Raw genomic sequence first — 15,692 nt, forward strand, 5'->3', positions numbered from 1 at the left:
GGCGAGAGTCCTCGGATGATCCGGCTGGAGAATATCTCCAAGACTTACGTTCTCGATGGTATGCGCCAAACGGTTGCGCGAGAGATCAATACAGTTTTTCCAACTGGGGCTTCAGTTGGCCTTTTTGGCCGTAATGGGGCGGGGAAATCTACACTACTCCGGATCATTGCTGGCACGATCAAACCAACCACCGGCCGCGTTGTGACCGACGGAACAATATCCTGGCCGGTTGGGTTTGCAGGAAGTTTCCACGGAGAGCTGACGGGCGCACAGAACACACGTTTCATCGCAAGGGTCTACGGCGTCGACACCGATGCGCTTATCAATTTTGTCGAGGATTTCGCCGAACTTGGGCACCATTTCCACTTGCCGTTCCGAACATATTCTTCCGGGATGCGGTCTCGTCTTGCGTTTGGGGTTAGCATGGGGATTCGCTTTGACACCTATCTGGTGGACGAGGTGACGAGCGTTGGCGATGCGGCCTTCAAAAGGAAAAGCGAAGAAGTATTCAATCGCCGCATGCAAGACAGCGGCGCCATCGTTGTCTCTCACTCAATGGATTTGATGCGGCGCCTCTGTACCATGGGCATGGTGCTTGAGAACGGTGAGCTTATCGTCTTTGACAACATCGAACATGCTATCCGCAGGCATTTGAAAAATATGAGCGTTTAGGGCGCGCCCCTGTGAGAGCGCGACCACCCGTTATGTCCGGAACAATGTCACTTCCATGATTTCAGACATTAGACGGCGCAGTTCTTGGCGACCCTCTGGGACATGCACATTGGGGATTGCCTCGGCTGCCATTGGGGCCATGTAGGACGTCCCCATTGTTTCGCGCAGTGCATTCGGCGAATTGCGCGCTGCAACATGGGCGGAAACAGATGCTGATTGTGAAGATAGCCATTCTGCGTTGATGCTCTTGATCACGGCAGACAGTTGATCGGCGTTTGCCCAGACAGGAGTCTCTGGCGGACAAAGATCGGCCAATGATAACGCCGGATTAAGGTAGTTTTCATGGGCCAGCACCGGCAGACCTTCAGACATAGCCGAGAGTAGTGGGGTCACTTCTGGCCAAGGGAACCCGTGCAGGAATAGACTTGCACCGGCGGCCTTCAATTCAGCCCCGAAATTCTTGACCGTTGGCAAGTAAACGAAGGCATCTACTGGCATTTTCTGGCGGATCAATTCCTTGCGTATGCGGTTCAAAATCGCATCCGAAAGCGGGCCCGCGTGAATGTGGCGATGTGCGCCAGATTTCAGCAACACCGGTATCATCAGGTGCAGGTCAAAATCGTAATGGCCTTCGAAACGCCCATCTGCCGCAGCAGCGGTCGCGGTCACTAGCGGTGTGCCTTGCGGCAACGGCTGCATCGCAGGCGCGCCGGAAATGAGTCGTGGCGCGTTTATTAAGTCGCGATTTGGCGCAATCTTGGCAAACCATGCGAGGTCATACGGGCGGCGAGCGAGATACCCGGTTAGTGCGTACGAATGGCAAATGGGCATGTATCCCGTGTTGTAGGTGCTGACCAAGTGAATTTTCGGCGCGTGTTCTCGTCTCAATCCGGCGCCTATAACCACGTCATTCCTAGCAGGGACGACCACGATCTGCGAAGCCTTCAATTTTGACAAATGCCAAATTAACCAAGCGGTCTTTTCGACCAGAGTATGGTCCGTATTGAGCAGTAGCTCAACTTCTGGTCCAACACGTTCTTGAATGTCAGGCATGGTGGCAAGGAGTTCGGTCGACATCACGACAACGCGCTTTTGGCCTTGCCAAAGCTCAATCATCTCGCGCGCCGCTTCCCACATTCCGTCGAGGTCTTCGACAAGTCCTGAGACGAGTATAACCACGGGGCCTTCGGCAGAGTCAGCAGGCTCTGTCGCCGTTGGAAGTATGTTCTGGCTGGCAGCAATCAGTCCGCCAATATTGGCGCAGTGCCAGTCAATCTCAGGGCTGGTCACCCGACGCGAGCGCGCTGCCCGGGAAATATTTCGATCATAGGAAATTGCGCTTAGAAACCGAAAGACCAGCCGCAAGGCTTCTTCGTAACTGTTAGAAGCAGTCAGGGTCGAAAGTTGAGTTTCTAGATCCAGGACGCTTGAAATCCGACTGATTTCTGTCAGCCGATGACGTGGAGCCGTCATGACATGATCTGGATAGAGCGAAATCGGGCGAAGCGACGCTGGTGAATATGCAGCAATTTCAGACAGGCGAGCCGCAAGGTATTCGGCAGCTTTGGGTTCTCCAAGGCTGGTAAGATATCCGTGTTCGGAAAGGCGCGTGTAGAGGTTGTTCAGCAGTTCTCTGCGTCCCGGCCAATCCAGCCCCGTCCAGATCCCGCCTTTATGGTCATCATAGACGGACATTGTTCTTGGCAAATAAAGGATGCCGCCTTGCGCCGCATGAACGAGCAACCGGATTGTGTCACCCCGAACCTCATGGAAAATGGCCGGAATGTTCACCTGGCCGCTTTCTGCTTGGTAGAACGCATTTCGGAAAAGCATTGCGCTTGTGTGGAAATAGGTGCCGCCAGTAAGTAAGTCTTCTAGATGCAGGACTGGTTTCAGTGGATCTTGCTGTGGATGAAAACTCTCGCTGCCGTCCTCGGATGCACGAAGGATCGTGCGGTGCCCAACACCGGCGAGACTGGGATGTGCTTCAAGGACGCCGACTTGATGGCGCAACTTGTCGGGGTCGATCCAGAAATCGTCAGCGTCTAGAACGTGATAGTAAAATCCGCGCGCCTGTTCCAGTGCGGTCACAAAAGCCTTCGCATTGCCCAGATTTGTCTCAGACCTGATAACCCTTAGAGTGAAATTTGGCCGCATCGCCTGATCAACTTCCAGCTTTGCGATTGCAGCACTTCCGTCACTTGACGAGTCATCAAGAAGAACGATCTCGACTGCAGATCCAATCGTTTGTGCAAGAATGGAGCGAACCGACCGACGGATGAACGTGGCTTCGTTACGGCACAAAAGGATGACACTGACGACTGGGCGGGATGTGGGCATTTCGTACTTTCTCTGGATCAGTCACGTCTTCGGGACGACAGATGGGGCAAGAACTTAAGCGGCGGCTGTGGCAGACGAGCCTTGGAGCAAATCAGAAAGCTCTGAATAGCATTCGTCCGCTATTCGTTGGCGCTCCGCCAAGATTAGCCGATGAGACCTGAAACGCTCCAGAAGGGATTGCGCTGTTTCGATCCATGCTTCTGCCATAATCGAGTCGGGCACGAATGAGGATATTCGAGCGGCTGCTACGTCCGGCGTACAATAACGAGTGTTAATCATCGCCTCGGGAAGGATAAGGTCAACGAGGCGATGTTCGTCGTCAGCGACGACCGCTGGAACGGCACCGACGGCAAAAGCGTCAAACGGCTTCTCTGTAATGTATTGTTTTTGCAGGGTGTTCTCATAGGCCGCGCAAACCCTGACGTTGCCGTGTAGGCGTGCAAGCTTGTCCAGATGCCAGTCAGGAAGCTGCTGTCGGCGGGTTTCCGTTCCGGCCCAGCCCTGTCCAATGCGGACAATATCTTCACCAACGGCTAGTTCTGCAACTCGGGACCGATAGATGCTTAAGCCGACGACACCTTCGACCGGGTATGTTGCCGCATACTCCTCGGTCGTGCGGCGCTCGGCAACGAAGGCCGCCTGCCATTCGGCTTTTTTCCAGCGCTCAAGCAGTTGCTTCGGTTGGGACGAAGCAAAGTCAGAGATAAGTTGAGCATAGCGTGCCGTATAGCGATCATCACTTAGAATAAACCATGGAAGGGTATCGAACTGAAAAATTGAGGAATTGACATGGTTCAGCGAACGATAGGGAAGGTTCATCCCCTTTCCGCAATCAAGCAGTCTGTCCCTTGGGGCTAGGTCACCGCTCCAAAGGCTGTCCCAAAGCGGTTCTTCCGACAGCACAGCAAGCTTTGGCCGTTTTCCGTTCCGCCAAAGTCTCGTCAGATATTCCTTGTGATCCTCAAAGTCTCGATTCCATCCGGTGACCAGCACGTCTGCTTTTTCTGGATGGTCTACAATCTCGATACGCTGCTTTACATGTCGCCTTAGTGGTTCGTACGACAATGGTGTGCGCTGGCCGCGTGGGCCGAAAAGGAAGATTTTGATAGGAGAAGTCCGTTGCCTTGCTCTCGTACCGGCATCATTTCTGGTTGGTAAGAGATCGCGGCTTCTAAGCAGATCTATGATTTCGTCGAACCGCGCGAGTGTGATGCTCTCGTCGTCAAGGGCTTTTCTGGCAAGCCCGATCAATCGCCAAATAGCTACGGATCCTTGGCCGGGAGCCATCGTCACGCCGCGACCTTCGCCGGCAAGCAAATCGCATCCAGCCTGATGTAGTACCAGTTGGGCTTCAGTCTTGCTCAACTGGTCGCGCCCCGAAAATCTATCAATCAGTGCGGCAGTCAAACTTTGGGTGGTTTTTGATTGACCGGCCTTACGGGCCGAAGGCTCCGTACTTTCCATTAGGCGGATCAAAACATCGTGGACCATTCGCCCACGACCGTAAATCAACTGCAGCCCTGCTCCCGCCAGTCGTGCTGCTTCCAGACGCTGTGGATCGGCAGCGACTTTCTCCATCCACTCTGGAATGCGCGAAATATCCTCTTCAGAGCCGTTGTGGAAAAGCGCAGCGAATTGCCAGATGGCAGCGTTGCCTGGAAGGCGGGCGCTACTCATAGAAAGAACCGGGATCTTTCCCGCAGCAAGGGCAGACCACAAGCGTTCGGTGTTCCCAGGCTCTTCACAGATTACATAGGCTTCTTTCGGCCCCGTTCCGCTAACTACTTCCCTGTCAATTGGTGGAAGTTTCGGAAACGGATGGATCAGAATTCTTGGAGCGTTAGGAAGCGTCTCTACCCCGCTTTGCGCCTCAGTCCAAAAGACATCAGTGATCCCGGCGTTCTCCATTACCGTAATATGTTTTGGCAAATCGGGATGGCTGCATACCGTCACAGCCGCTGTGCCTCTTTGAAAGCGCGCGGGTAAGGAAGTCAGAGTACTTCTGAGTAAAGGGGCTTCAAGTAACTCCGGGTTCTTGAAACTGTCGAACAGGGCGGACCAAGGAAAGCCTACATAGACAGCTTCACCAAAGGCCTGACCTAGAGGACCAAACTTAAGCAGCGCGTCAAGCGCCTCGCGTTCGATATGATCCTGTGGACGCCAACCACGGTGAATGGCGACAACGCTACTGGATAGTTTGCACCGGTTTTCGGAGGCCCCTGTTTTGTTTTCGCCTTCGCTGCGCAGCATTGTATTTCCTTCCCGCCAGCACGGTGGTGGTATTTCATGCGTCTTTAGGCTCTACTCAGGCACGCTTTGCCTTGCAACCGTGTTACGGGAGAATGAGGCAAACGACGCAAATTTTGCCGCTGACCTTTGCTCCTGTCTTTCTGAGCCGTGATTTTCGCGGAATTTAGTTGCATCACAAGAACTGGCCGAGATTCCAACGTTGCATGCCGGCAGGTTCTGTCGCAAACCGCCGGAAAGAGCAAAGAACAGTCACCGGAAACCTAAGCAGGATGTCCCATGTCGGTCCGGAAGGAAGACAGCTTAATCGACGATGCATCAGCCCAGGCGGGCCTCTTGATGCGCCCTCAGGTTTCTTCGTCGCAATATCTTCCGCTCAATGCGCTTGAAGTTGAGCGCCCGACACGGCGGATTCAATGCCATGAGGCGGCAACGGTTATTGGCGGTCTTGATCTGATCCTAACAAAACTGGGTGATTGGAAAGGTATAGACGGCTCTCAGCGGTCACAACCACCTGAAATTCCACGGCGGACGGCTCCGGTCGTACTAGATCAGGCAGTGTTTGGTTGCTTCATTCGGCCCCAGAATTGGGCGGAGTGCTTGTTTGGGTTGTTGCCTCACCTTGAACTCGCCACTCGACGGGTTCCCGCCGGCACGCAGATCCTTGTCGACGCCGCTCTGTCAGAAACCTGTTGTTGGGCGTTGGAAAAATGCTTCCCCGGGTTTCCACTTCGAAAGGTTGAAACTGGTGACGTGCTAGAGGTTCGTCGTCTCTATGTTGCGAACGCAGGAAATATCGAAGATCGCAGCTTGGTCGCCCAAGACATGGCGTTCCTCGAACGCCTGCGTGACAATCGGCGCGACAAAGACTCTGGATACGGGAAGCGAATTTTACTTTGGTCCCAGTCAAGTGCGACCAAGTTGCGAAATGCGAAGGCACTTCGTGCTGTGCTTGAGGCTCGCGGTTTCGTGACGCTCGATCCCTCCACACTGCCCCTGGAGGCCCGGATAAACGCGCTGGCTGATGCACGGGACGTGATCTTGGTGGGTGAAGAATTGGTTGGTGACGCGCTTTTGGCAGGCGGAAAGGCGCGGATTTTTCCATTTGTTGCTGTGGGCAGCGATTTGCACTTTTGGTCACTCATCGCAGAATTGGGTGGGAAAGACCTGACAGTGATTCTGGGGGCCGCGCCGTATCGCCGGCTGCACCATAGGCTATTTCCGCAAAAACGCACATTGGTTTTCCATGTTGATCCGCATCTCGTGCTGCCGTTCTTTGCCGATGAATCTCAAATGGACCAAAAACTCACTCTTCGTGAGTTTCTTGACCGTTTATACGGAGCGTCTTTTGAGGCGGATGTTCTGACGGGGGCTTGGGCTGTCAGGGCTGGACCGACGCCTTTGGGGTTTGAAGATCGTCTTCGACATTTGCGTCGGTCTGCGGCCTTGGCGCTGGAAGGCGCGGGTGGGGAAGAGATTGAAGAGGTGTTTGATCACGCTTTCTTCACCGATTTTGGGCGGAATCTGCGGTCAGGCTTTCCGGTTTTGGGCGGTTTTGAGGCGGCAGAAGCGGCGTTGGCGGGGCGTGTGGCTGCGGCTTTGGCGCAGGTTGCAGAGAGGTCAGAGGGGCTGGATGCGGTCTTTGCCGGCCCTGTCGGGCTTCGGCGGCTGGTGATGCTGGGCATGGTGCTGTTGCCAGCGTGGCAGGTGCCTTTGCCAAAGCCGCATGAGGCTCTGCCGGAAGCGGTTCTGGAACGCTGGATTTTCTGGGCGATGTCGCCACCGGCGCTGATCGGGGCGGGGGAGGATGCGGCTTGGGTGTCGCATGTCGAGCGGCTTTTGGATTGGCTGGCGGACCGGTTGGACCCGGCGGCGGAGCCAGCGGTTTCAGCAGCGCTGTCGTTGCGCCTGTCGCGGATGGCGGGGCGGATCGACCTGGGGCAGTTGTTTCTGGTCGACCAGTCGCTGCGCGGCGTGCAAAGGGCCAGAAACCGTGTTTTGAGCAGGGTCGCCTTGCGGGAAGATGGCAATGCACCTGCGAGTGGAAAGCCCACGTCGGGATCGGACAAGGTTAGGGAAGCCGTCTCATTCCAAATGAATCTCCTTCGACGCCATGTCAGAGAGGCGCTTGCCACCGGACAGTGGCGTCCGCTCTTGGGGGTGGTAAAAGCGCGACTTTTGGATCGCTTCCGTTCAAAAAGACGGGGGTCGCCTGTTCCGTCGAAGGCGGCGAAGACCCCCTCATCTGGCGAGCGTCGGATCCGTGTTGGTGTGTTGTGCCGGACGTTTGAGAAGGGTCCGGACAGCGAGGCGGTTCTGACGTTTTTCAACGGCTTTGACGCCAGCCGGTTTGAGATTTTCGGTTATTCCATCGGCTTCCGTGACCGGGTCGTCAGCAAGGATCCGGGCTTTGACCGACAGTTTGACGCGGTGGTTCCGAACCGCCGCGATCTACCCGGCGATGCTGCGGGCATCCGCGCGGCGCTGCTGGCAGATGATCTGGATGTCTTCCTTTACGCCAATGCGACGACCTATGGTCTGCAACCGATGGACCTTGCGCTGTTTCATCGCGTGGCCCCCTTGCAGATCGTGCTGAACTCGCATGTGCCGATGCCGATGGGCTATCCGTCCTTCGATGCGGTCATCACTGGCCAAAGCGACCATTCTGATCACGAAGTGCCACAAGAGGATTTCAGTGAGACGCTGATCCGGCTGCCCGGCCCTGTGATCAACTACCTGACGACGCTGGAGCCACGCCCGAACCCACCGCTTGACCGGGCCGCGCTTGGGCTCTCGGCTGATGACGTCGTGCTGATGAATGCAGGCTCGTCAATGAAGCTGCGGCATGAAACTCTGGTCACGATGATGCGCGCCACCCGCGACATTCCCAACGGCGTGCTGCTTTTAGCCCCCTACAATCCCGGCTGGGCAGCGCGGTCGATGGCCTTTGTCTTCAATCGGCAGGTTGCGCAAACCGCGGCAGAGACCGGGCTTGACCCATCGCGGATCCATATTCTGGGCGAGCTTTCGGTGGCCGAGGCCGAAGCGGCGCTGGGCTGCGCCGACATCTATCTTAACCCCTTCCCGCATGGCGGAGCGACGATGACCCACCTTGCGCTGGTTCACGGCATTCCGCCCATCACCCTGCGTCGCAGGTCTACCCGGTCCATCGACCAGTTCCTGACCGAAACCCACGGATTCGCCGAACTGCTGACCGACACGCCCGAAGACTACATCGCGCTGGCAACCGCCCTGGGAACAGACCACGACAGACGAAACGACCTCAAATCCCGCCTCAAGGCCGCCGCCAAAAACCCGGGATTCGTCAACAACCCAATCTTCTCCAAAAATATGGAACAGGCCCTCTCTGACTTGATTAGTGTGTCCATCAGAGAGGGTCAGAGCTGTTAAAGGAGGAAGTCGGCTGCGGTAAGTGTTAGGCCCGTTCCGATGTCGAGCATCCAGTCTGGACCGCCATTGCCAGTGACATCACCGTAAAGGACACCCGCTGCGGCGTCGTAGTAGAACGACGCCTGTCCCCCGCCCACGAAACCACCTGTGCCGTTGAAGGTGGTGTTCAAGGCAGACAAGTCGATGCGGTCTACACCGGCGGTGAAATCGGTGATCGTATCTCGGCTGTCGTTTATCCCTATCCGTGCAGGATGGCCAAATACAAAGACGTCGGCGCCAAGCCCCCCCGTCATCGTGTCCGCCCCCAGGCCGCTGTGGATCGTGTCGTTCCCTTCGCCGCCGTTGAGACTATTGGCACCGACTTCTGCAAAGATCAGATCGTTCCCCGTTCCGCCCAGGACCGTATCGTTCCCATTGCCACAATAGATCACGTTCGAGCCGGTCGTTCCCTGGATAAGGTCGTTGCCATCTCCGCCCACCATTGTGTCGTTCCCAGCGCCACCGATCATGGTGTCGTTCCCGGTTGCGCCGTTGATCAGGTCGTTCCCGTCGCCTCCGGCAAGGCTGTCCGCATCTGCTTCGCCAAAAATCTCGTCGTTCCCAGCGCCACCAATAATCGTGTCAAAGCCATCACCGCCGTAGAGGCGATTGATTGCAGCATCTTGGGTACCGCCTTCGATGTAATCGTTTCCACTTTCTCCGACGATCAGGTCAGAGCCACCGCCGCCATATAGTTGGTCATTACCGGCGTTCCCGTTGATGACATCATTTCCGCCCCAACCAAACAAGCGGTCGTCATCTTCGTTTCCGGTAATCTGATCGGCACCGTTGCCACCATGGAAGGTGTCATTTCCGAACCCGCCAAACATGACGTTGGTGCCAGTATAAGCTTCAGCATAGTCTGCGCCATTGCCACCAGCAAAGGTGTCGTTTCCAACCCCACCAAACATGCGGTCATCACCGCCGCCGCCGTTCAAAACGTCGTTGCCGCTGCGGCCGACCATGATGTCGTTGCCCAGATCCCCATAAAGTTCATCTGCTCCAAGACCGCCGAGAACCGAGTCTGCACCATCACCGCCGTAGACCACGTTTGAGGCTGCGTCTTCGGACCCGGCGTCGATGTAATCGTTTTCAGTACCGCCGTAGAGACTGTCGGCTCCTGCCCCGCCAAACATCGAGTCCGCGCCAGCAGCGCCGACGATGACATCATTTCCTCCCCAGCCTGAGAGCCGGTCTCCACCCTCATCGCCCGAGACCGTGTCCGTTCCACTGCCGCCGTGCAAGGTGTCGCTGCCGATGCCTCCGTAAAGTGCGTTTACGCCAGTATAGCCTTCGGCGTAATCATTTCCGTCGCCACCGACGATCGTGTCATTGCCAACGCCGCCATACATACGGTCGTTTCCGCCACCCCCATTGAGCAGATCATTGCCGAAAAGACCAACCATGACGTCATTATCCAGATCGCCATACAGCCCATCATTGCCAAGCCCGCCCCGGATCGAGTCTTCCCCGTCGCCGCCATAGACAAGGTTCGCGGCTGTCGCGTCGCCGCCAGCGTCTATGTAATCGTTCTCAGTTCCGCCATAGAGGCTATCAGACCCGTTTCCACCGAACATCGTATCAAATCCGGCAGAACCAGCGAGGTTGTCGTTGCCGCCCCAGCCAGAGAGGCGGTCGTTGCCTTCATCGCCAGAAATCAGGTCATTGCCACTTCCACCATGGAATGTGTCGCTTCCCAGACCGCCATACATGACGTTTGTCCCGACATAAGCTTCGGCGTAGTCATTCCCGTCCTCACCGGTGAAGGTGTCATTGCCGACGCCGCCATAAAGAGCGTCATTACCCAAACCACCGTTCAGAAGATCATCGCCTACACCACCGATCAAGATGTCGCGATCGTCTCCGCCGTAAAGCTGGTCATTGCCCACGTCACCCCAGATCGTATCGATTCCGCCACTACCCGTCAGGGTGTCGTTGCCGCCCCAACCATGCAAACTATCATTGCCGAGGTCGCCGCCAAGGTTATCTGCGTCAATCCCGCCAGCGACCGTATCGTTGCCTCCCCCGGCTGCAACGACGTTGAGGCCCGGACCAGCATCAATGTAATCGACGCCCGAACCGCCATAAATTGTGTCATTGCCTAAGCCACCAAAGATGGTGTTTCGACCGCTGATACTTGTCAGGCTGTCATGTCCGTTTCCACCGGCCATGAAATCATTGCCCTCGCCACCGTTGACGATGTCATCCCCGTCTTCGCCAAACAGAGTGTCGTCGCCTGCCAGAGCTTCAAGGTTGTCATTGCCAATCCCGCCTTCCAGTCGGTCTGCCTGATTGCCTCCGTAGAGTGTATCATTACCGGCATCGCCATAAAGCAAACCAACGCCGTCACTGCCGGTCATTTGGTCGTCGCCGTCGCCACCATACATGGTGTCGTTGTCTTCGGCGCCGTTCATGATGTCATTGCCGCCACCGCCGTAAAGCGTGTCTCGTTCCGTGCCACCAAAAATCGTGTCTACGCCTTCACCACCGTAAAGCAGGTCAGCACCTTCGCGGCCTGACATGGTGTCGTTCCCGTCACCACCGTAAAGAGTGTCATTCCCAACTGCGCCTGCGAGTTCGTCATCACCAGCGTCACCGTGCAAAAGGTCATCACCGGCTTCGCCGCGAATGCTGTCGTTGCCGTCGCCACCATAGACAGTGTCACCACCAAGGCCCCCAAACGATCCTCCGGTGATGGTATCGTTGCCAGCCCCGCCATGTATTTGGGTGGCCAGTCGACCGCCTAGGATTTCGTCAGCAAAGGCCGAGCCGATAATATTCTCGACGCCGACGATTACATGGCCCGTTGCGAAGTTCGGCGATGCGTCCGGCATGTCTTGTTGCCGCCAGTCGACCAGGGTGATCATTACTCCCGCCGTTGCATTTTCATAACTGATCGTATCGCGTCCATCGCCGCCATAGATCGTGTCATGGCCGGTTGTTGCGATGAAAAGATCATCGCCGCCGCCACCATAAAGAATGTTGCGTCCACTATCGCCCTCAAGCGTGTCTGCGAAATTGGAGCCAGCTAAATTCTCTATGTCTGTCAGCACATCGCCAACGGCATCGCCACCAGCCGAGGCGTCGAATACGACCGAGCCGCCCGGGCTTGCGCCACGGCGAAGACTGATGTTCACGCCCGAGGTTGAGCGACTGTACGATGCGGTATCTTGCCCGTCGCCCCCTTGCAGAATGTCCGCACCGGCCCCGCCCTCAAGAAGGTTATGTCCGGCATCGCCGGTAAGGGTGTCACTCCCAACTGTACCGATTAGGCCTTCTATGCTGATAAGATCCGTCCGGGTGACGAGTGAGACGTTTACCGCGGTACCGAAAGCTTCGAAGCTGGCAACATCATAACCCGCCCCGCCGTCAATGACGGCAGTAGCAGCGCCTAGGATCAAGACATCATTTCCGGCCCCACCGATCAGAGTGTCGTTGCCTGCACGCCCGTCGAGAAGATCATGGCCGTTCCCGCCGTCGAGTTGGTCATTCCCCTCGCCGCCGATGAGAGTATCGTTTCCATCATTTCCCAAGAGGACGTCATTGCCACCTTCGCCGAGAAGGCTGTCATTGCCGCGACCGCCATCAAGAGTGTTGTTCAGGTCATCTCCTGCCAACGTATCGTTGTGTTCGGAGCCCAGCAGGTTGTTGATGTTGCTGATGACATCGCCTTGTGCTTCGCCGCCTTCGCCCGTGCCGTCACCTAGGTTAACTTCGACAGCTTCCGCCGATGCAGAGTAATCAAGCAGGTCAACCCCGGTGCCACCGTCGATTGTGTCCGCGCCGGCACCACCAATCACCGTATCATTTCCGGCACCTCCCTGAAGGCGGTCTGCGCCACCCCCGCCATCAAGGAGATTGGCTCCGCTGTCGCCGACAAGCTGGTCGGCATGTGCTGAGCCAATGAGATCTTGTATTTGCACGTATACGTCGCCGGCTGCTGCGCCAGTGTTCACTGCGGTATTGGAAAGGTTGGCAACAACGCCACCTGCTGCATTCCGGTACGAGACAGCATTGCGGCCGGCACCGCCCACGAGGCTGTCCGCCCCGCCACCGCCCTCCAGCGTGTCATTGCCAGCGCTTCCAGTCAGGGTGTCGGCAAAGTTTGAACCGATAATGCCCTCAACGGAAGTGAAGCGAGCATTTGACAATGAGACGGAAAGGCCAACCCCACTTCCGCTGAAGTCGAGGGTGTCGTTCCCGCCGCCGCCATTGACGACGATCAAGGAAGAGTCGCCGCGGAACAGATCATCGCCATCGCCACCGACCAGGGTGTCGGCCCCACCACCGCCAATGATCGTGTCGTCGCCTTCGCCTCCCTCAATCCGGTTTGCGCCGCCACCGCCAATGAGAAGGTCGTTGAAATCTGATCCGATCAGACCGGAAATGTTGGAGAAAACATCTCCTTCGGCATGGCCACCAGTCGCTATGCCCGTTGCAAGATTTACTTGAACCGCCTCTCGGGATAGGCGGTAGGCGGCAGTGTTGGTACCGGTTCCCCCTTGCAAGACATCAGCATCAGCGCCGCCCTCAAGGGTGTCGTCGCCTGCACCACCTTGAAGGGTGTCGAGACCGCGCCCGCCGACCATGTCATTCGCAAGATCATTGCCGATCAAAAGATCATTGCCGTCACCAGAGGCGACATTTTCGATGTCTGTGGTTGCCCCGATGCGGGCAAAGATCACGGAGCCGGTGCCATTGTTGTGAGTGAGATTGCCGCCGCGTGCCAAATTTATGGTCAGATCGCCGGTCAGTGCGGCAAGGTTTAGCCAATCGCGTCCGCCGTCAGAGTCGGTGATCGTTTGGCCCAGCCGGCTTGAGAACTCGGGCAGGAAAATTTCAGAGGTGAAGTGAAACACGTCGTTCGCAGTCGCCTGAGCACCGAAAACCTCTACGCCGACCTGAGTGACTGTACCCGAAGATGTGCCGTTGTTGATGATTTCGATACGCCAGACACCATTCGGATCCTCGCCTCGGAAGGAGTTCACGGGGAATGTCCAAGTCAGCCCGGTGTCCGCCACGTTGCTGTAGGCAAAATTATCGTTCGATACGTCATGAAGGGCGATGCGAGTGCCAGAAGGTGAAATCAGATATATATCAAGCTGTGCAAAATCAGGATGGGTAAGCACAATGGTTAGGTTCACATACTCGGCCACCAAGTCGCTGGCAGAGAGTGTAACGTTTCTGGTTGTGACAGAGGGTGCTCCAGGAGCGCCTGCAGTGATCGTTGCGGGCAGTATCCCAGATGCCGAGGCTGACCTTTCATTTCCTGAAGTCTGAGCAGGTCCGAAGAGCGACCACACCTCTGCCATTCGAACTGCTGCAAATGCGTCCAAGGCGCCGTAGCCGTAGTCCCCAGAGTAATGCATGCCTCCGTTGTTCCAGTTTGTCGCGCCGTTCACGACCCACTCAAACCTTTCGGAAACCATCGCCGGATCGTGTGTGCCAATGTCAGAGCCCACGTGCCGAGCGGTCATGGCCAAGATGTTCTGCACATCGCGCCACCCTAGACCGTCGTTTGCGTCCAGCATAAGGGCGACCGTGCCGGTAACTTGCGGCGTGGCGCCTGAAGTACCACCGAAATTGTTCGTGTAACCCGGTACAGGTGGGTTGTTATCGTTCCATCCAAAACCGGGTTCAGTCGTAACGTCGGTCGAGACCAATCCATCGCCGTAATTGATCCTGTGTGCATCGAAGATATCTGTCGAGCCGGATAAGCCGGGATAGAGGCTTGTATCTGACAAGACATCTGTAAGTGGCTGATTGATCCGCGTCAGGGCAGAAACAAGAAGCGCTGTCCCGCGCGAGACATATGGAGCAACTTGGCTTTCGAAGACTGTACCATCGTCCAACACAATACGTTGCGTGTAGCCGCCAACCACAATCGTCTCTCGCGATGCGACACGCAGGTCTGTTCCGGAACTCGCTTCGGCTGCGGTAAGGTTACCGGCTAAAATCTGCTCCATTGTGACAAGGGGGAGGCCCGTGCCTTCGCTTAGAAGCCCGGATCGAGCGAAGTCGATGCTTATCGTACCGGACTCACTATTTAACTGGTTATCAATATAGAGGCGATGAGTTGCACCATTGTGCTGGAAATACATGTCATCAAAGTCATTGCCCGCGGCCATGACCATGACGGTGCCAAGGCCATCGCGCCCCATCTCTGCGGCAAGTTGAATGGCATCAAGCTGGGCCTGCATTTCGATTGCGTTGGGAAGGCTTGCATTTGACCCCGCGCCGCTCAGGACCTGATTGTATAGGGTGTCGTTGTGCCAACTTGCATTGACGACATCAAACTGCAGCAGGCCCGCCAAAATCTGCGACATCAGCGGTGAGTCATTCGTGTTCTCGAACGTGCCGAAAGCAGGAAAGAGAGACATATCATAGTCAGAGTAAACATCCGCCGGTGTCAGGAGCAGACCGGGGGCGACACCGACTGTGCCAACGCCATCCATTGCCGCAGTGATCATACCGGTGACGGAAATGCCGTGGTTTTCGACACGCAAAAGGTCCGACACATTAAATAGTGCGCCAAGAGGCGTTTCCGCGATGATTTCGTAAGTCAGGTCGACGCGTGATGCCCATTCAGGGTGCAGCGGGTCTACCGCAGTGTCAAACACGCCAAGATGCAAGCCCGCACCGGTGTAGTCTGCCCATAAGCGCTCAATACCTTCGCGTGAGAGGCCGAACGTTTGCGCGATGTAGTCAAAGTGAGTCTGCTCAAGGTACAGGGGATCGGTGGGGGTCGCGCGAATGGGCATTTAGGCTTTACTCCCAAGCTTTGTTCTTCTGAATGTACCAATGGAGATAACAAAAGCATGTATCAAAATCAGAATATTCATTCTGTGCGGTCAAGCAACCTACCTATTCGGAAAGTTCTAAGCGAGGAAAAGGCCCTAGCGGGGCGACACTTGGGCGGTGTTGAGCGTACATGTTCTGGCTTGAAACGCCTTGCTGCTATGCGTAGTAGAGGGGATGTTTTT

General features: G+C 56.3%; 5 protein-coding genes. 2 read left to right on the forward strand and 3 right to left on the reverse strand.

Annotated features, from left to right (window positions below; genetic code table 11):
• The first annotated feature begins 15 nt into the window (after positions 1-15).
• A complete protein-coding gene (locus ACSBLW_RS14405) occupies positions 16-672 on the forward strand; it encodes an ABC transporter ATP-binding protein (protein ID WP_435257296.1) in 657 nt (218 codons plus the stop codon).
• A gap of 30 nt (positions 673-702) precedes the next feature.
• Here the strand turns inward: ACSBLW_RS14405 and ACSBLW_RS14410 are convergent, their stop codons facing one another.
• Together ACSBLW_RS14410 and ACSBLW_RS14415 are read right to left on the reverse strand one after the other, a co-directional pair.
• On the reverse strand, positions 703-3,012 hold the full coding sequence (locus ACSBLW_RS14410) for a glycosyltransferase family 2 protein (RefSeq protein WP_435257297.1): 2,310 nt from the start codon (positions 3,010-3,012) through the stop codon (positions 703-705).
• 54 nt (positions 3,013-3,066) lie between these two features.
• Positions 3,067-5,262: a hypothetical protein gene (locus tag ACSBLW_RS14415; protein WP_435257298.1), complete on the reverse strand. Its 2,196-nt coding sequence runs from the start codon at positions 5,260-5,262 to the stop codon at positions 3,067-3,069.
• Positions 5,263-5,538: 276 nt separating this feature from the next.
• On the opposite strand from ACSBLW_RS14415, the gene ACSBLW_RS14420 reads away from it, so the two are divergent.
• Positions 5,539-8,670 (forward strand): hypothetical protein, encoded by a 3,132-nt coding sequence (locus tag ACSBLW_RS14420; RefSeq protein WP_435257299.1) that lies wholly within the window; start codon positions 5,539-5,541, stop codon positions 8,668-8,670.
• On the opposite strand, the gene ACSBLW_RS14425 is transcribed toward ACSBLW_RS14420, so the two are convergent.
• Positions 8,667-15,470 carry a S8 family serine peptidase gene (locus ACSBLW_RS14425; RefSeq protein WP_435257300.1) on the reverse strand — a complete coding sequence of 2,268 codons (6,804 nt, stop codon included), beginning with the start codon at positions 15,468-15,470 and terminating at the stop codon, positions 8,667-8,669. The two genes, ACSBLW_RS14420 and ACSBLW_RS14425, sit on opposite strands and share 4 nt — an antisense overlap.
• Positions 15,471-15,692: the final 222 nt, after the last annotated feature.

Source organism: Thioclava sp. FR2 (assembly GCF_051200875.1).
In the GTDB taxonomy this organism is placed as follows: Bacteria; Pseudomonadota; Alphaproteobacteria; order Rhodobacterales; family Rhodobacteraceae; genus Pseudotabrizicola.